At 61.4% G+C, this 17,919-nt stretch carries 18 protein-coding genes; 7 read left to right on the forward strand and 11 right to left on the reverse strand.

Features of this window, described 5'->3' with window-relative positions; all coding sequences use genetic code 11:
* Positions 1-493: 493 nt before the first annotated feature.
* Entirely contained in the window at positions 494-1,249 is a 756-nt protein-coding gene (locus tag QRX41_RS07540) for a Sir2 family NAD-dependent protein deacetylase (RefSeq protein WP_313839729.1), read from the forward strand.
* Between the two features lie 893 nt (positions 1,250-2,142).
* Here the strand turns inward: QRX41_RS07540 and QRX41_RS07545 are convergent.
* The 3 genes from QRX41_RS07545 to QRX41_RS07555 form a co-directional block, all read right to left on the reverse strand.
* Entirely contained in the window at positions 2,143-2,523 is a 381-nt protein-coding gene (locus tag QRX41_RS07545; protein ID WP_198189747.1) for a toxin-antitoxin system protein, read from the reverse strand.
* Positions 2,520-2,870 carry a hypothetical protein gene (locus QRX41_RS07550; RefSeq protein WP_313839731.1) on the reverse strand — a complete coding sequence of 117 codons (351 nt, stop codon included), beginning with the start codon at positions 2,868-2,870 and terminating at the stop codon, positions 2,520-2,522. Before QRX41_RS07550 ends, QRX41_RS07545 begins: the two co-directional genes overlap by 4 nt.
* Positions 2,871-3,262: 392 nt before the next feature.
* Positions 3,263-3,472, reverse strand: coding sequence for a hypothetical protein (locus tag QRX41_RS07555; RefSeq protein WP_313839733.1), 210 nt, complete (start codon positions 3,470-3,472; stop codon positions 3,263-3,265).
* A gap of 140 nt (positions 3,473-3,612) precedes the next feature.
* On the opposite strand from QRX41_RS07555, the gene QRX41_RS07560 reads away from it, so the two are divergent.
* Positions 3,613-3,933 carry a hypothetical protein gene (locus QRX41_RS07560; protein ID WP_313839735.1) on the forward strand — a complete coding sequence of 107 codons (321 nt, stop codon included), beginning with the start codon at positions 3,613-3,615 and terminating at the stop codon, positions 3,931-3,933.
* Positions 3,934-4,181: 248 nt separating this feature from the next.
* Here the strand turns inward: QRX41_RS07560 and QRX41_RS07565 are convergent, their stop codons facing one another.
* Positions 4,182-4,403 (reverse strand): hypothetical protein, encoded by a 222-nt coding sequence (locus tag QRX41_RS07565; RefSeq protein WP_313839737.1) that lies wholly within the window; start codon positions 4,401-4,403, stop codon positions 4,182-4,184.
* 121 nt (positions 4,404-4,524) lie between these two features.
* Between QRX41_RS07565 and QRX41_RS07570 the strand changes: the two genes are divergently transcribed.
* The 3 genes from QRX41_RS07570 to QRX41_RS07580 are packed head-to-tail and all read left to right on the forward strand — an operon-like array spanning position 4,525 to position 5,235.
* Positions 4,525-4,740 (forward strand): hypothetical protein, encoded by a 216-nt coding sequence (locus QRX41_RS07570; protein WP_313839739.1) that lies wholly within the window; start codon positions 4,525-4,527, stop codon positions 4,738-4,740.
* Between the two features lie 43 nt (positions 4,741-4,783).
* Positions 4,784-4,999 (forward strand): hypothetical protein, encoded by a 216-nt coding sequence (locus tag QRX41_RS07575; RefSeq protein WP_313839741.1) that lies wholly within the window; start codon positions 4,784-4,786, stop codon positions 4,997-4,999.
* A complete protein-coding gene (locus QRX41_RS07580) occupies positions 4,996-5,235 on the forward strand; it encodes a hypothetical protein (RefSeq protein WP_313839743.1) in 240 nt (79 codons plus the stop codon). Before QRX41_RS07575 ends, QRX41_RS07580 begins: the two co-directional genes overlap by 4 nt.
* Positions 5,236-5,281: 46 nt before the next feature.
* Here the strand turns inward: QRX41_RS07580 and QRX41_RS07585 are convergent, their stop codons facing one another.
* Positions 5,282-5,548 (reverse strand): hypothetical protein, encoded by a 267-nt coding sequence (locus tag QRX41_RS07585; protein WP_313839745.1) that lies wholly within the window; start codon positions 5,546-5,548, stop codon positions 5,282-5,284.
* Positions 5,549-5,919: 371 nt separating this feature from the next.
* Here QRX41_RS07585 and QRX41_RS07590 point away from each other — a divergent pair, with 371 nt between their 5' ends.
* Positions 5,920-6,195 carry a hypothetical protein gene (locus QRX41_RS07590; protein ID WP_313839746.1) on the forward strand — a complete coding sequence of 92 codons (276 nt, stop codon included), beginning with the start codon at positions 5,920-5,922 and terminating at the stop codon, positions 6,193-6,195.
* 207 nt (positions 6,196-6,402) lie between these two features.
* Here QRX41_RS07590 and ilvA read toward each other — a convergent pair whose 3' ends face one another.
* The 4 genes from ilvA to QRX41_RS07610 form a co-directional block, all read right to left on the reverse strand.
* Positions 6,403-7,668 (reverse strand): threonine ammonia-lyase, encoded by a 1,266-nt coding sequence (gene ilvA / locus QRX41_RS07595; protein WP_313839748.1) that lies wholly within the window; start codon positions 7,666-7,668, stop codon positions 6,403-6,405.
* Between the two features lie 317 nt (positions 7,669-7,985).
* Complete coding sequence (locus QRX41_RS07600) at positions 7,986-10,451, reverse strand: bifunctional alpha,alpha-trehalose-phosphate synthase (UDP-forming)/trehalose-phosphatase (protein WP_313839749.1); 2,466 nt, start codon at positions 10,449-10,451, stop codon at positions 7,986-7,988.
* A 161-nt stretch (positions 10,452-10,612) separates the two neighbouring features.
* On the reverse strand, positions 10,613-12,523 hold the full coding sequence (locus QRX41_RS07605; protein WP_313839751.1) for a glycoside hydrolase family 13 protein: 1,911 nt from the start codon (positions 12,521-12,523) through the stop codon (positions 10,613-10,615).
* Between the two features lie 60 nt (positions 12,524-12,583).
* The gene (locus tag QRX41_RS07610; RefSeq protein WP_313839753.1) at positions 12,584-13,558 is read right to left on the reverse strand and encodes a ketopantoate reductase family protein; all 975 of its coding nucleotides are present in this window, start codon (positions 13,556-13,558) and stop codon (positions 12,584-12,586) included.
* Between the two features lie 111 nt (positions 13,559-13,669).
* On the opposite strand from QRX41_RS07610, the gene QRX41_RS07615 reads away from it, so the two are divergent.
* Entirely contained in the window at positions 13,670-14,608 is a 939-nt protein-coding gene (locus QRX41_RS07615; RefSeq protein WP_313839755.1) for a sulfite exporter TauE/SafE family protein, read from the forward strand.
* 9 nt (positions 14,609-14,617) lie between these two features.
* Here QRX41_RS07615 and QRX41_RS07620 read toward each other — a convergent pair whose 3' ends face one another.
* Both QRX41_RS07620 and QRX41_RS07625 read right to left on the reverse strand, forming a co-directional pair.
* A complete protein-coding gene (locus tag QRX41_RS07620) occupies positions 14,618-15,070 on the reverse strand; it encodes a nucleoside deaminase (protein ID WP_396176803.1) in 453 nt (150 codons plus the stop codon).
* A gap of 35 nt (positions 15,071-15,105) precedes the next feature.
* Positions 15,106-17,892: a cation-translocating P-type ATPase gene (locus tag QRX41_RS07625; protein ID WP_313839758.1), complete on the reverse strand. Its 2,787-nt coding sequence runs from the start codon at positions 17,890-17,892 to the stop codon at positions 15,106-15,108.
* Positions 17,893-17,919 lie beyond the last annotated feature (27 nt).

Genomic DNA, 17,919 nt, shown 5'->3' on the forward strand with positions numbered 1-17,919 from the left:
AGCTATAAGTAGCACAAACACGCTCTTGAGTTCTCAAACCACCACCACACCAACAAGCCATTCAACTTCCTCCCGGAAGAAGAACCGCCGTGTTGAGCAGCAAGAGATAAACTTACCACGAGCCGGCCAAAACGCAACTCAGCCATTCTGGGAGCACCCTTAAAACCAGCAATAACAAGCCCTCAGACGGCGTGTCGTCATATGTCCCTTTTTACTTTAGAACCTCGCGAAGTTGGGACTTCAGCCTACCGTTCCTGCGTCATGCACACATTTTATTCACAAAGTATTGCTTGAGCCACTGCTGGGTCGGCGTGTCAGCATGATCCTTCTGAATTCTGGTCAGGACCGGTTACATCCAATACGGAGTTTGCCTTTTGTCCGCGATCGCCAGTCATCCACACCCTACGAATGCGAATGTTGATATAGGCGTATATTCGCGCACCAAGTTGGCCTTCGACTCATTGAGTCTATTAACGGATGGTAAGACGGGTGTATGAGCACAACAATTGCAGTACTGACCGGGGCGGGCATCTCGACTTCAGCCGGCATACCGGATTTCCGTGGGCCTGACGGGGTTTGGACCAAGCATCCCGATCAGATGAGCGTCTATGACCTGGACCTGTTCATGAGCGACCGGAAACAGCGGGAGTATTCATGGCGGTGGCAAAAGGAGTCGCCGGTCTGGAAGGCCCAGCCCGGAGTGGCCCACAAGGCACTGGCCAAGCTGGAGCAGGCAGGCATGCTGAACCTGTTGGCTACGCAGAACTTCGATGCCCTCCACGAGAAAGCCGGCAACTCCGAGGACGTCATCGTCAACCTTCACGGGACCATCGGCACCTCCCACTGCATGAAATGCAGCCAGGCATACCGGACAGCCGACATCATGGCCAAGCTTGATCAGGAGCCCGACCCACACTGCCATAAGCCCATGCCCTACCAAGGCAACATGCCTTGCGACGGCATCATCAAGACTGATGTGGTCTACTTCGGTCAAGCCCTACCTGAGGGCGCCATGGAGAAGAGCATGAGGCGGGCCAGCCAGGCCGATCAATTCTGGGTGATCGGGTCCACCTTGGAGGTGTATCCTGCGGCCTCGCTGGTGCCAGTGGCAGCCCAGGCGGGCGTGCCAATCACCATAATGAACATGGGTTCGACCCAGTATGATTCTTTGGCAACCCGACTCATCCACGAGCCCATCGAAGAAGCGCTGCCCAAGCTCGTTGACAAGACCATCGCCGGCCAGAGTTGATTCCCCAACCTTTCCAGCAATTATTTCCCTAACCTTTCCAGCAATTATTGGAACAGGTCTGCGATCTGCAGATTTCTGATGGACCCTGCAAGAACCTGCAGGGCCCACTATGGCAATCCTTGAGCCGTCTTCCGTCTCACTACAGACAGACTCCGCCTGTACCGGTCCCCTATCACGCGGATACTCTGCATCAGGAAGCGAACCCCTGCCCCAGAAGAAGGAGGGCGAATCGACTCCGGAAGCCAAAGTCTTCCCGCCCGAGCAAAGCTATGATGCCCTGGGCACGCCCTATCAGCACCGACGAGGACTGGGACCAGATACCAATAGGGCCCCTAAAATTCGAATAGGAACAACCGCACTCTCCCGCTCCTCGGCATCCAACGCGCCCCGTCCTATCTCTCAACCTATTTGCAGCACCGACAGAGTCGATTCTTTGCTCCAAAACCCCCATAGCCACGCCACAATGATCAGCGGACACCTCTGGCTTCAGGCCATACATCCCATCGGAGCCTTTTCATGCCCGATAGCACACTTTTAGTAGAGCCATAAGCCTGAAACGCCTTGTCCCAACAGAGCTCCGACGCTTCCGATATGGAATCCAGCTCTCTTAGATGGTCACCAAGTAGATTACATGTGTAATAGCCGAGCTCAAACTCGCCTGAAAGACGTGATCACGAGCCCAAATTCATCGGGGAAAGCATCGGCACCTCTCGCCAGCGGAAGAAACGACCGCTTAATAGTGGCCGCATCCGGCGAACCCGCTGGGTCATCATGGCACACATGGCCGGCTGTGGCTTCCATTGACGGCAGATGATCAAACGGAGGAGTGCCGAATATCCCGGAATGATCATGCAAGGTCGCCGCGATCCGGCAGGTTCGGCTTCAGTCCCGTGTCATGCGCCGACGAGTTCGGTGTGGTGGTTTTCAGCGTCCCGCTGGACGAGCATGCGGAAGTATTCACTGCGGTTCTTCAACCCCTCGCGCTTGATGGCGGCGGATACGTATTCGTCCATGGGTTCGCTCAAGCGCACACTGTGCTGCACGCTCGGTTTCCTGCCCTGTTCGCGCTGCTCGAGCGATGGGCGCCCCATCAGGGTGGCGAACAGCTTCGTGGCGTCTGTGTCGGGGTCGAGCATGGCCTGGCTAATCCTCCTGGCTTCCTCGCCGCCCCATGCAGAGACTGGCGGCTTCGAGGGGGCCCGGTCGAGCCGGTCCATGCGGTTCTCGTATTCGCTTGCCTTCACGGTCGTGCGCCGTGTGTTCTCGTCGCTCATTGCCGTTTCCTTTCCGTCGTCGTCCCGTTCCCGTCCCGGCCGTCGGACCAGCGGTGCCAGTAGTTGCGCCACAGTCCGCCCAAGTGCATGACGTGGAATACCCGCATGTCGGGCCCATCGGGGTGGATGAGCACTTCGAGCAGGTCGTCGTCCAATGCGCTTGGGTGCCTTTTGCACACGATGAGCGCTGTCGGCGGATCCCCGGGCGCCGGCGGTGGCACAGACGGGTCGTCCGGGTCAACGATCGCGGTCCATACCGGTTCGCCTATAGCCCTGAGCACCATGGCCTCGTCGAGGCGGTCCTCGCCGAAATGCCGGTGCGCCGAATCCGTGAACCTAATCGCCATACCACTATTGTAATGCACTTTTACGGCGCCGGGAAGAGGCTCCTCCCTGTTGATGGGCACACTGCAGAGGATTCGGCATGCTGATGCGATGACATGATCGGCCAGAGGATGAGGAAGCGCTCTGCAAGCATCAAAGAGGAGATCGGGGTGCCGGCCGGCAGACGCGGACAACCCCGTCTGCCGGCCGTTCCTGCGGCGGCAAGGCGGTGTACTTCGCCATAGTGCTCAATCAAGATTCAAAAAGCAAAGGGCAAGGGATGTATTCGCTAGCGAAGTAAGTCAGCGGAGTAATTTGACGGAGTAATACAACTTTGTATGACTGAAATGCATTGGAAAGGAGGGGGAAATGGCGCGAAGTGAAGATGATATAAGGAGAGAGAATGCGATCTTGCTCATTGGTAAAGGTCGACAAATCTGCACGCAAACATGGTCTGAAGAATGGGGAGATCAGATACGCCGTCCGCCACCCTTTCGGCTTTCAAAAAACTCTGGGCAATCCCGGAGATGCGACGATCGCGTTCGTCGGCCCCAGGCATGAAGGAGGCTCGCCCCATAACGTCATCGAGGTGATTGCGGCTAGCCGTGAGGATGGCCTCCTGCATGCATTCCACGCCATGCCCATCTCCGACAGGTGGATGCATCTAATGCATTGCAAATGACGGTGGTTTGCTGAAGGACTCGCTATCCCAGACCGTTTGGCCTGGGGATGGCGGTCTCTCGATAAATAGAAAGGAAAACGCAGATGAGCTATACAAGCGAGAAGCTTGATGCAATGGCTGACCGGGGTGAGCTGAAGCCCGCGCCCGGAACTGCGGTGTACAGGGACCCTGGTGCTCCGGCCCTGAAGGACAAAGAGTTGATGGGCATCTTCGCCGGCCGACCCCGCGAAGAGGAGCGACGTCCCGTCAACGTGGAACTACGTGTGAAGGTCACGCCGACCATGAAGGACCCCCTGAAACGCATCGCCCGGGAGGAGAACCTGCATAACTCTTCGGCGCTGGTTCACTCCGTCCTGGCCGACTTCATCCGGAATCGGGCGAAAAAAGCATGTAAAGCCTTTTGACTGCCTGGCTTCTGATTATCGTTGTCTTAAGCAAAAAGCAATGGCTGCGATCCGGAAAAAGCCGCGGTCTTTTCCTGATTACAGGAGCCTATAAAACGACCCGAAGCCGAAATGAATCCTCGAGGAGGATGCCCTCCACAGCAGGACGCGGCTGGTAGATCCAAGGAATACTCAGAAGAAAAAAGTGCGGCCTTTGACTGCAGGTCGTCAGTGTGGTGCCATATAGATAGAAGGCGGGAGAGAGGAGCTCAAACGCTCAAGATGACCAGAAGCGCCGGCAGGCATGGTGTAACGAATACCAAGAAATCGGCTATGCCGTCCTGCATTATGCAGGCAAAGAGGAGGTCTAGGCTCGGAATGGGCTGGATGCCGTGGTGTTCGTCGGGCCCAGGCATCCTGGAGCGCTTGAAAAGAATTGCATCGAGGTTATAGTCAAGGAAGACGAGCCCGGGGAATTCGTCGCCTTCCACACCTTGACCGTCAACGACGTGTGGCGCTAGCTGATTGAGTAGCACAAGCGCGACCGATAGACGGACAGACAAACCAACCAACGATCAAAAAGCCATGTCTATGGATAAAGGAATCGAAGCCATGAAGGAATACGAGTACGAACCTAAGACGGAAAAAGAGCGCCGGCAGATGGAGGAGATGACCGCCAAGGCCGAACGCGGGGAGCGCCTGGATGCCGTCCCCGGCTCCGAACGGTTCATGGACCCGAACCGCGAGGTGGACGAGGACCAGTTCTTCAGGGATCTCCATACGGAATTCGAACAGATGCGCCTGCGCCGGGCCGAGGCCACCCGGTGAGGGCGAAGAGAGACAGGTGCACAGGAAGGGAAAGGAACGCAAAATGGCCAAGGAAGTCACATCCGAGAACCAGAAGGACATCGATGCGATGATCCATGCAGCCGATCGGGGGGAGCTGATCCACCACACGGAGGCCGCCATCCGGCGGGACCCCGGCGCCCCGCTGCTGACCGACGAGCAGGCCGCATCGCTCATTGCCCAGAGCATGGCGAAGTTGGAGAAGCTGGAGAAGCAAGGGGCCGAGGAACGGACCGCGTGATGCGCCTGGAGGGTCAGGGCGCCCAAGGACCTGGGCGACAAAGCCAGCCGGGCGGCCAAGAAGGAGGGCACCCCCAAGTCGGCCATCATCCGCAAGGCATACCCAGAACGGCCAGCCGGTCCTGGGTCATCCTGGTGGACAGATTCTCCATCTCCATGCATGCGGTACAAGCCTGCCGGAGCCGGCAGGAAAGAGCAGAGTCGGGCGTGCGCACCGGAAGAACTGCCACAGTCTGAAGCAAGCATTCCACCGTTATCCCAAAAAGGACCCGAAACCAGCTCATCACATCCATAGAACACCGGCAATCACGAAATCACCATCAATCAATACACCCCAAGTGCGCCAACCAGCACAGACAGCAATCACGTCCAGACAAGCCACAATCAGACCAAATTCAAGAGATGGACTTCTTGCATTAAAATGCGGAAAATCCGGTGTTATCGTTGAAATGACGCCAAATTCTGCGCACGATGCGCGAATTTGACAAAATTCGGTTGCAGGGACATGCGCAAAATCAAAAATCTGCGCGGGAACCAATGCACGAAACAAGCGAGATCAACGGCCTTTATGTGGACCGTTACCTGTTGATGCAGCAAGCCGTACCTGCCGGCCAAAGACAAGAGGAAGATTCAGCGATTCTGCTCACCACAGTGCATGAACAACTACCACTGCAACGAGGACAAGGACGCCCTAAACCGGTTCGCCGACAAGTCAAAGATGACCCGCCAGCACGGAAAACAAACAGCGAACGCCGAGCGGAAACCTTGAGCCCCTCCCCTTTAACAAGAACCGTCATTGCGTAGATATACTGAATTTAGTATGAAAATCTTCTCTTGCCGGGAACAGAACGGGGAACAAAGAGAAGCAATAGAGGGTATTGCCTCCTTACGAAAGAATTCGCCAGTCAGATTCCACGGTCCATGGGCGGGCCGCAATGGAAGCAGCTCAACAGGCAGCGCTGGGTCTACCTGACGCCCGACTTCTGCCGCATATTTCTGCCTATCCGCAACCCCGGGCCGGGTGCAGCCGAATGGGTGCGCATCAACGGCAGCCGAACCTACGCCTACCAGACCCCGCTCATCACTTGGAAATCGCTCCGGAACCAGATGGGTTCGAACTATGCAGAAACACGAAACTTCGTCACCAAATTCAAACAGTCGCAGAACCATGAGGCTCTCTCTGGAACGCGGCCCTGACCGATGCCGGCGCAGAGAGCAGGCCACATTAGAGCATCAAGAAAGGCGGCGCAAAGATTGCCATAGATAGTCCATGCAAGAACCTGCAGGCTATCTGCCAAACTCAGCAACGGCGACGGCCATTCTGGCTGTTCGCCCGGTCGTGATCCTTATCTTGGAACCTTGGAAGCTGGGCATTGGACCCCGGTTCCGATCGGGAAGCTAGGCTCAGTAGTTCTGATGGACCTGGAAGCCTCGACTGCGCAAGGTATCCAAAATCTGGGTGATGTGGTCGGGGCCGTTGGTCTCCACGGTCACCTCCAAGAGCACGCCGTTGTCATAGTGGCCGGAGGATTTGAACTGGTCGTGGTTGAGCTCGATCACATTGGCACGCAGATCGGCCAGGACCGTGGCCACATTGACCAGCTGGCCGGGAACGTCGGGCAGCTCCACGCCGAACTGCATGATGCGCCCGCGGGAGATCATCCCCCGCTGGATGACCGCACCCATGGTGACCGTGTCGATATTGCCTCCCGAGATGATGGGGACGATCACATGCGGACCCGGGGCCGACCGGAAGACATCGGACTGCAGATCCAACTGACCCAGTGCTGCCAAGGAGACGGCGCCAGCTGCCTCGACCACCAGTTTGTGCTTCTCCAGCATGAATAGGATCATCTCGGAGATGTCGCTTTCGGTCACCTGAACCAGATCATCCATATATCGGCTGAGCAGAGCGTAGTTCAGATCGCCGGGACGTCTGACGGCCACGCCCTCGGCAGCTGTGCGCATCTGATCCGCTGCAATCACATGACCAGCTGTCAGAGATTCACGCCAGGCCGGAGATCCGACCGGGGTGGCTCCGATGACCATGACGTCTGGCTTGAAGGTCTTTACGGCGAGCGCAACACCAGCGCCCAGCCCGCCTCCACCCAGGGGAACCACGATATCGGTGACATCGGGCACGTCCTGAAGAATCTCCATGGCTATGGTCCCCTGACCGCAGACGACCTCGTAGTCGTCAAAGGGCGGGACGAAGGTCATGCCGCGATCACGTGCCAGACCCAAGGCGTAATCGGAACTCTCATCGAAGACCTCACCCTGCAGGACAACCTCGGCGCCATAGGCCCGAGTGGCATCGACCTTGAGGGGCGGCGTGATCCGGGGCATGACAATCGTGGCCTTCGCGCCACGGCTGCGTGCGGCAAAAGCCACCCCCTGGGCATGATTGCCGGCGGAAGCGGTGACGATGCCGCGATCCAGCTCGTCCTGATCCAACGAGGCCACCTTGTTATAAGCTCCGCGAATCTTGAAGGATCCGGTCAGCTGCAGATTCTCCGGCTTGAGCAGAACGCGATGGCCTATCCGAGCACCCAGATCATCGGATTCCTCGATAAGGGTATGACGGGCCACACCTTCCAGACGTTGGGCGGCTTTGCGCAGATCAGCGGCATGATCGGACTCAAGACAGGCAGTGATTGTTGAAGTATCCATGCTCCAAGTATGGTCGGCAAGGCCCGACCAACGGGGTCAGCCGTCAACATGGTGGACACCCAAACCTGCCGAAAACCAAAATATGTGAGCACTCGAACGTTTGGATACCCGAAAAGTTGCCGACAGTTCTCGACAGTCGCCACTAAGAGGTAGCGACAGGCAACAGTCGCAACCTACAGCCCATGATCATCCGTCCGCGGTCATCACAGGCTGTCACCGCAGTGAGCGCCAATCACCGCCAGCTGCCCGTGAACTTACCAGGCTTCACGAGCAGTCACCGGTGGGGCAAGCGATCGTCTGCCTGACTTGCCCCCGCCTCACTTCTCGTCAGTGAGCTGGGCATGCGCCTCGTCGACCACGGTATGGTCGTCGCGGAAGTCGTGGGATGCCACGGGCTCATTGGAGTCACGGGCCACACCGGCACCCAGGTCGGCCAGCAGCAGAGTGACTGCGGTCGGATCGTTGACCCGCAGCCGGGCCTTGGTCTGGCCGGGCCCGACCTTGATGGTCCATCCCTTATCGGGCATGACGGCGAACATGGTCTCGTCCGTTTCATCGTCGCCCAAGGCCATCATGAAGTCATAATCATCGCTGTTGACGAAGGGCAGGATGGCCTGGCCCTTGCTGGTGGCCACAGGGGTGACCTCGACGACCTTGGAGTTCTCCATGATCATCAACCCCAGGCCGACCACTACTCCGCGCAGACGATGGAGCAGATCCTGACGCTCCTGTTCCGCCACCTGGTCATCGCTCATCCGGTAGTGCCAGGCCACCGCATCGGACTTGCTCTCCACAAAGGAGTTGGGGACCCTGGCGGCCGACTCATCCATGATGGGCCGGATCACCTTCTGCCAGGTATCGGAGTCGGGCAGGCCTTGCGCCCGCTGCCACTCGTCCGATTCGCTGCCGGGCAGGTTGCGGTTCCAGGCGCCGTGCTCGGCAATCAGCCCCACCGGCAGGTCGCCGAACCAGTCCTGCATGATCTGATGGCTGCGGCCGGAGACCAGCAGGAAGTCCACATCGGGATTGCTGCCCACCTGGGTCAGCAGGCGGCGGAGGGCCTGGGTGGGCTTGGCCCGCTCAGGACGGCGAACAAGCGGGGTCAGCGTCCCGTCATAGTCGCACAGGACCAGACGACGATGGGCGCCGTCCCACTGACGAACGATGGCGTTGTGGTGATCCATACGCAGCCTCCTGTCTGTCATGCCCGGAGTGGAGACCTGCCGCAGGGAGTCGAGGAACGAGGTGCACCAGTTGGCTGCGGTACGCACCTTGAGCCGGGCCTGCATGCGGATGTTGCGCCGTTTGGACTCCTCGGGGGTGATCTCCAGAGCGTTGTGCAGCGCCTCGCAGACCATGTCGATGTCGTAGGGATTGACGATGAAGGCATCGGTCAGCTCGTCGGCAGCCCCGCACATGTCCGACAGGACCAGGGTGCCGTCGCGCCCGTCATGGCAGGCCAGGTACTCCTTGGCCACCAGGTTCATCCCATCGCGCAGGGGGGTGACCAGGGCTACGTCTCCAGCCGTGTAGATGCCGCAGACCGGCTTGATGGACAGGGAGCGGGTGATGTAGTGGATGGGGGTCCAGGCCAGCAGGGAGTAGCGGCCGTTGATCTCGCCCACCAGCTGGTCCACCTGGGCCTTGAGCCGCTGATAGGACTCGACGACCTCACGCGAGGGGGTGGCCAGCAGGTAGTAGGTGACATGGCCCACCCACTCAGGGTACTTGTCCAGCATGCGGCCGAAGGCCTGAAGCCGCTCGGGCAGACCCTTGGTGTAGTCCAGCCGGTCCACCGAAACGATGACCTTGTTGGAGCGGCTGCCCACCGAGGAAGCCGCCTGCTTGGCCAGCGTGGACTCGGGGATGTCCTTCTCCATGTAGTGGCTCCACCAGTTGGCGTCCGATGTGGCGGCTTCGTTGGCCGCCACGCCCTCGGCAGTCACCGAGGTGCGGTAGCGATGACGGGGGGACTTGCCGCAGGCCTCGTCGATTCCTCGACGCATGGCCCGGGCCAGGCCGGAGTGGGCGGTACGCCGGTAGAGGTTGTAGTCGATGCCGATGGGGAAGGCGTCGATGGCTGCTCGGTGGCCGTCAGGCATCTCGACCACGCCGTCTCGGTTGACCGGCAGTTCGGGCAGCAGCCTGTGCAGGGAAGCCAGGAAGCTGGCGGAGAAGTCCACCGTGTGGAAGCCGATCAGGTTGGCGCCCAGGACGCCCTCCAGGATCTCGCGGCTCCAGGGCAGGGAACGGAAGATCTCGGCGCTTGGGAAGGGCACGTGCAGGAACCAGCCGATGGAGGCGTCAGGGTAACGTTCGCGCAACATCTTGGGCAGGAGCATCAGGTGGTAGTCCTGGACCCAGATGGTGTCGCCCTTGCGGATGAGCGGCTCCACCACCTGCGCGAAACGCATGTTGACCTTGCGGTACATCTCCCAGTCCTCCTGGCGGAAGACGGCCTCGTGCGAGAAGTCATGGAAGAGCGGCCACAGGGTGTTGTTGGAGAACCCGGCGTAGTATCCGTTCAGCTCCTCCTTGCTCAGGAAGATAGGAATGCACCGGCTCTCCCGGTAGGCCTGACGGATGCGGTCCAGCTCCTTTTCCGAGTACTTCTGAGGATCGATGCCGCTCCAGCCGATCCAGAGGCAGTCCTTATGGGAACGGTGGTAGGGGCCGATGGCCGTGGCCAGTCCCCCCACGTTCTGGTGCAAGGTGTAGGAGCCGTCTTCCTGCGCCTGCAGTGACATGGGCAAACGATTGGAGACAATGATCAGACGAGACATGCAACCCGCTTTCTATTCCCGTCCGTGCCGGAATCGTCGGGATTGACCACGGCGCGGACCCATCGCCCCTGGACCCGGAGGACCCATCCGGTCCCACAGGCCCATCGGGGCATCGCTGACTTCCACTCTAGCCTGGAAGTTGTGCCGGCGACGGGGTTTCCTCAGAGTCGGTAGACGAAACCCTCCCATGGGGAGAGACGACCGGTCAGCAGTGAGCTGGCAGTTTGCTCGGGCCGGTAGGTGGATATGAGGATCCGGTCGGGGTCCACAGCCCCAAGAGCCATAGAGGTGAATCCGGTCTGGTCCAAGCCCAGAAGCGCTGCGGTTTCAGGAGGCAGTGAGGCCGGGCGGCTGCTCAGATTGACCACAACCAGCAGGCGCTGGCAGGGCAGGGCATCCAGAACACTGGCAGCCTCGGGTCCCGACTTGGGCTCCGGCGCCTGGTCCAGGCAACGGGTGAATGAATAGATCTGGTCCGCATCCGGATCCAGAAGGGTGAAGTCGCCGGCCGCCACGACCGGATTGGTGTGACGCAGACGAATCAGCTCACGGTAGAAGGCCAGGACCGATTCAGGGTCACGCAGCTCGGTCTTGGCGTTGACCTTGTCCCGGTTGGCATTGACGGCCAGCCAGGGCTCCTTGGGAGCATAAGAAGCCGTGAAGCCGGCGAACTTGGTGGAATCCCACTGCATGGGGGTGCGGGCATTGTCGCGGCTCATATAGGCCAGGGCTGCCATCATGGACTCCGGATCCTGCTCGTGCGCCTGGTCGACCCGCTGATGGTAGAGGTTGATGGATTCCAGATCCTGGTACTGGTCAAGGCTGGTGAAACCGGCGTTGGTCATGCCCAGCTCCTCGCCCTGATAGATGTAGGGGGTCCCCCGGTGCATGTGCAGGAGGAGCCCCAGGGCCTTGGCCGAACGCGAGCGCAGCTCCTCGCTGGAGGTGTCGCCCCAACGGGAGACGATCCTGGGCTGGTCGTGGTTGTCGAAGTAGAGGCTGGCCCATCCGGCCTTGGCCACGGCCTGCTGCTGCTCGTCCATGACCGCCTTGAGCCGGGAGACCTGGAAGGGGCGGATGTCCCACTTGCTGTCCCCGGTGTCGACCTCGGTCTGGGTGAAGAGGAAGAGCATGTCCAGCTCGTGGTTGGCCGGATCGGTGATCTGCCCGCTGCGGGCAGGCGCCAGACTGGGAGCCTCCCCCACGGTCAGGTAACCCTGCCGACCCTGGAAGACCCGGCTGCGCATCTCTTGGAGGAACTCATCCAGCCTGGGGCCGTCCACGCAGAAGGGCACCGAGGACGAGTACCCCTCAGGCCCCACGGGACCGTCAGCGATGGCCGATCCGTCCTCGCCGGGCAGACGACCCTCGGGGTCGACGGTCTTGGAGATCATGACGATCACATCCATGCGGAACCCGTCGATGCCCCGGCCCATCCACCAATTCATCATGTCGAAGACGGCCTGCCGGACCTGGGGGTTCTCCCAGTTGAGGTCAGGCTGCTTCTTGGAGAACAGGTGCAGGTAGTATTCGCCTCGCTGTGGATCGTACTGCCAGGCGGAGCCCCCAAAGTAGGACCCCCATTGGTTGGGCTCTGCGCCCGGGGTGCCGGGTTCGTGGCCGGCCTTGGCGGGACGCCACCAGTACCAGTCGGCGTGCGGGTCATCCTTGTTGCGGGAGGCCTGGAACCAGGCGTGCTCGTCCGAGGTGTGGTTGACCACCAGATCCATGACCACCTTGATGCCCCGACGGTGGGCCTGGTCCAAAAGCTCGTCCATATCGTCCATGGTGCCGAAGATGGGGTCGATGTCCTGATAGTCGGAGATGTCATACCCGTTGTCATCCTGGGGAGATCGGTAGACAGGGCTCAGCCAAATCACGTCCACGCCCAGATCGGCCAGGTAGTCCAGACGCTGGGTAATGCCCGGCAGGTCGCCGTAACCGTCGCCGTTCGTGTCCTGGAAGGACCGTGGATAGATCTGGTAGACCACCGCATTGGCCCACCAGGGGTTGGGGGTGGCTCCGTTGGTCCGCACCCGGTCGGGCAGCTGCATGCGTTCTTCCTGGGTCATGATCCTCCTGGCCGGACGGGTTCGGACGTCCTTGTGCCACCCCCACTATAAATCACCCATTCACCCCTGGTTGGCCTGCTCCTCATGATGGACGCGGAAGGCCAGCTCGGCCAGATGGACGCCGTGGGTCAGGAACTCCTGGGTCCGGCAGACGTAGTCATGCTCGCGTCCCAGACGTGCCAGATAGCCGTTGATGTAATCCACCTCGGTCGGGCGGCCCTTGGACATGTCCTGATACATGGAGGGGTAGTGGAGGGGATTGCCCACGCGGCTGACATAGTCCACCTCGTCCAGGGTCTCCTGACGGGTCTGGATCAGCTGCTTGCCGGCCCGCTCGCAGGCGTCATAGGCCTCGTCGATCAGCTGGCGGGACATATCCTTGGCGCCCGGGTAGGAGATGAACTGGCCCATGGTGATCTGGTACATGGTGCAGATGGTGTTGACCACCGAGTTGAAGATGATCTTGGCCAGGCAGGTGCCCTCGAAGTTCTCGGTCAGGATGGGGTTGAGGTTGGCGGCCTTGAAGTCCTCGGCCATTCCGCGCTCCAGGTCGCTGGTCTGCTCGGTCATGGCGCACAGGTGCATGGAGCCGGCCCCGGATTTGCCGATGAAGTCCACGTCGCCCGGCCCGTTGAGGACTGTGCCGATCATGGCCGTGCCGCCGTAGATGCGCTCCTTGGGGAAGTACTTGAGCAGCTTGTCGAAATGCCCCCAGCCGTTCATGGCCGAGAAGACCACCTGATGGTCGCGGAAGAGCGGTGCGCAACGCTCCAGGACAGCCTCCAGCTGCATCTGCTTGAGCATGACGATCCAGACATCGGGGTCGCCCTCGTAGTCCTCGGGGGTGTAAATGTTGACGGGCACCAAATGACGATTTTCGTGATCGCGGGAGACATAGACGCCTCCCTGGTCATGAACCTTGTCAATATTGGGCATCCAGGTATCCACGAAATCCACCTGCAGGCCGGCCTGCTCCTGCAGCAGCACACCCAGACGATAGCCCATGGCTCCGGCACCGATGACCGTATATCGCATCGAAACACACCCTCTTCATTTTCTTGATTAGACAACGCACCTCCGGGGACCGGCCCGGGGGATACCAAGCAGTATGCCGAGACGGCAGAAGGGAACCAAGGCAACGGTCGCATGGTGGACACAAGAGCTGGAATATGCCAGGATTCCCGCACCTTGGAGGACCTGGCCGCATACGCGGACATCCCGCCATCCCGATGGAAACGTCGACCTAGGCTGGAACCCATGCAGAAAGAGCAGAGAGGAGCCGGAAGGATGGACCGGCGGACCATGGCCATCCTTGTTCTGGTGGGCGTGATCAGCGGATTCCTGTCGGGGATGTTCGGCATCGGCGGCGGATCGATCATCGTGCCTGCCCTGGTATGGACCGGACTGCAGCAACGGCAGGCCTCGGCTACCTCGCTGGCCTCCATGATCCCCATGTCGCTGGCCGGTGTGGCCTCCTACGCCCTGGGCGGGCATGTGGACTGGCTGGCCGCCCTGCTGCTGGCCGTGGGCACGGTCATTGGGGCGCAGATCGGCACCTGGCTGCTGGACCGGCTTCCAGAGGTGATACTCAGGTGGCTCTATGTGGGCTTCCTGATGGCAGTCATTGCCCAGCAGCTGCTGTCCACGCCCTCCAGGGAGAGCAGCATCCAGCTGAGCCCGGCGGTGGCCCTGATCATTCTGCTGGTCGGCATCCTGATCGGAACCCTGTCAGGGTTGCTGGGCGTTGGCGGCGGAGCCATAGCGGTCCCTGCCCTGGCTCTGCTGGGCGCCAGCGACCTGATCGCCAGGGGGACCTCCCTGCTGGCCATCCTGCCCAGTTCACTGTCAGGGACATTCACCAACCTGAGGCATCATCTGGTCCACGCCGGTCAGGGACTGCTTCTGGGCATCGTGGCCGCACTGACCACGCCGGTGGGCACCTGGGCAGCCTCAGGGGTCAGCGCGCGAGTGGGCGCCAATCTGTTCGCCGCCTACCTCTGCCTGATCGTCCTGCGCTGCATCTGGGCGGCCCTCCAGATCACCCCGGCCTTCCAGCGGTACAGAGCCAATCACAGCCACCGCTGAAAACAGGACTCAGTCCCGGCGGTGCCGGGCGAAGAAGTCGGCAAGAATCCCGGCGCATGCCTGTTCACACACGCCGCCCAGCACCTCGACCTTTGACCCGGTGTGCGGGTCACGGGGCAGATCCCAGACCGACCCGCAGGCGCCCATCTTGGGGTCCCAGGCGCCGAAGACCACCCTGCTGAAGTGGCAGGCCATCAGGGCTCCGGCACACATGGGGCAGGGCTCCAGGGTGACGACCATGGTGCACCCTGCCAGATCCCAGCCCGCGTCGGATTTCCCGATGGCCTCCATCTCGGCGTGAGCCAGGGGACGGCCCAGGGCCTGCCGCTGGTTGAAGCCCCGGCCGATGACCCGGTCCGAGGCATCCAAGACCAAGGCGCCCACGGGCACGTCCCCCCGGTCGCCGGCTATGCCGGCCAGCCGCAGGGCCTCCGCCATGGGCGCCTTCCACCATTCTTGCACGCGTTCAGTCTGGCAGTTCAGCCCGACAGGTCGGTTCAGTTGATCATGCCTGCGATGCGGCGGCGCACATGGTGCAGATGGCCCTTGGGCCGCCCGGACGTGTCGATGCCACGCTTGGCCAGGAAGGCACGAACCATCTTGTCGCCCTCGCTGAAGATCAGGACCGTCAGCCCAATCACCAGGCAGATAAGCCACTGGCTTGCGCTCAAGGGGGCCATGCCCAGTACGCCTGCAACCGGAGCCAGATACATGGCCCCCGCATGGATGCCCAGGGCCACGAACGAGGCCACCAGAAGGAAGGTGTTGTCCAAGGGATTGAGTTGGAAGATCAACCTGTTCTCGGACCTGGCCGACATGGCGACGAAGAAGTTGAAGAGGACCAGCAGGGTCAGGGCGATGGTCCGGGCGTGGGCCAGATCCATCCCCGCGTTGATGTTGAGGCGGAAGAGGACCAGGATGCAGGTGGCCATCCAGAGCCCGCAGACGGCCAGTCGCGCCCAGAGCACCCGCGAGAGCAAGCCCTCTCCAGACGAACGTGGGGGCGACTCCAGTTCATCCCCGTTGCCTGGTTCGAATCCCAGGGCGATGTCCTGGACACCGTTGGTCACGAAGTTGATCCAGAGCATCTGCAGGGGCAGGAAGAGCAGGGGCTCCTCGGAGATCACATTGACCCCGACGGCGATCATGGCGGCTGCGGCCGTGGACAGGAGGAAGTAGGCGGATCCGCGGATGGCCTTGAAGATGACCCTCCCCTGGCGCACGGCCTGGGTGATGGTGACGAAGTTGTCGTCGGTCAGGACCACATCGCTTGCCTCCCGGGCCACGTCGGTGCCGGAACGACCCATCGCGATACCCACTGAAGCTGCCTTCAGTGCCGGGGCGTCATTGACGCCGTCGCCGGTCACAGCCACCACGTGGCCCTCGTCCTGCAGGGCCTCCACAATGCGCAGCTTGTCCTGGGGGGAGACGCGGGCGGCGATGGAGGTCTCACGCAGACGGGCCCGGAGGACCTCGTCGCTCATCTCCAGCATTTCGCTGCCGGTCAGCGCCTGGTCGGTGTGCTCCAGACCCAGGCGGCGGCCTATGGCGGCCGCGGTCACCGGGTGGTCGCCGGTGATCATGACCACGCGGATGCCGGCCCCTGCGCATTCGGCGATAGCCTCGCGCACGCCGGGTCGGGGCGGGTCGAGCATGCCCTCAAGCCCCAGGAAGGTCAGGTCGTCAGGTCGACGACGGGAGGCGGGGTCCTGGTCAGAGGAGAGGACCCTGCTGGCCACGCCTATGACGCGCAGCCCCTGGGAGCCCATGGCTTCGTAGGACTTGTGGACGGCCTGGGTGTCCAGAGGAACGACCTGGCCATCCGGGTCCAGCATGGTTCGGCTCATGGCCATGACCGCGTCCGGGGCGCCCTTGACGTATTGGGTCAGGGTGCCGTCCGGACTGCGGCGGATGGTCATGGAATGGAGCAGCTCCGGCTCGTAGGGGGTCTCCATGACGATAGGAGCGTCCAGGTCTTCAGCAGTCACAGCCCCGGTCTGGTCGGCCAGGCGGGCCATGGCCATGTCGACCGCGTCGCCGCTGTATTCGATGCCGCCCTGTTCATTCGGCTGCCGGTGGGCCTCATTGGTCAGAGCCCCGGCCCGGGCAAGGGCGGCCAGGCCGCTCATACGGTCGTCGTCGGATACAGCCGCTGCGCCCAGGTCCAGGCCCTCTACGGGGACCGGCTGGCCGCCGCCCAGGGTGAACTGTTCCACGGTCATGCGGTTCTGGGTCAGCGTGCCGGTCTTGTCCGAGCCGATGACGGTGATGGAGCCCAGAGTCTCCACCGCTGGCAGCGAACGGACGATGGCATGGTATTCAGCCATCCTCGAAACGCCCAAGGCCATGGCCACGGTCAGCACGATGGGCAGGGCCTCGGGCATGGAGGCCACCACCAGCGAAACTGCTGACAGGAAGGCCCCCGTGGCATCGCCATTGAGGATGGCTCCGCCGATGAAGACGAAGATGGCCACCAGGATGACGGCGACGGCGATGCCCAACTCAGTGCGATGGATGATCCGCTGCAAAGGTGTGCGGCCCTTGGCCACATGGACCAGATCGTTGATCTCGCCCAGCTCGGTGTCGGAGCCGGTGGCCACCACCAGCCCGCGTCCACGGCCGCTGGTGACCATGGTGCCCGAGAAGGCCATGCAGTGCCTGTCGCCCAGTGCTGCATCGCGGTCCACGGGGTCTGTATTCTTCTTGGCGTCCTCGCTCTCGCCCGTCAGCATGGCCTCGTCGATGCGCAGGTGAAGGGCCTCGACCAGCCTCAGGTCGGCGGGGATGCGGTCGCCGCTCTCCAGCAGGACCAGATCGCCCGGGACCAGCTGGTCGGCGTCAATCTGCTCCATCCGGCCCTGGCGCACCACCCGTGTGGTGGGGGTGGACAGGGTCGTCAGGGCCTCCACGGCCTTGTCGGCCTTAGACTCCTGCACATAGCCGATGATGGCGTTGAGGAAAAGGACCAGGAATATGGCCGCAGCGTCCACATAGTGCTGCAGAAAAATGGTGATGATGCCGCAGACCATCAGAACGGCGATCAGGGGGCCGGCGAACTGCTCCAGGAAGAGCTTCCAACGGGGTTTGGCCTGGGCCTCGGCCAGGCTGTTGGGCCCGAAGATCTTCAGTCGGCGTGCGCTCTCCTGCGTATCCAAACCCTGATCCCCGGCGTGCAGGGTCTCCAGCACAGCCGAGGTCTCCAGGCTGTGCCAGTCGGTGTCGTCGAAACGCATGTCAGCCCCTGCCGCCGCTGCGTTCTGATTCTTAATATTTGTAGATGTCATGGATGATGTCATCGGTCAACCTGGCCT

The organism is Bifidobacterium kimbladii (assembly GCF_032193675.1).
Lineage (GTDB): Bacteria > Actinomycetota > Actinomycetes > Actinomycetales > Bifidobacteriaceae > Bombiscardovia > Bombiscardovia kimbladii.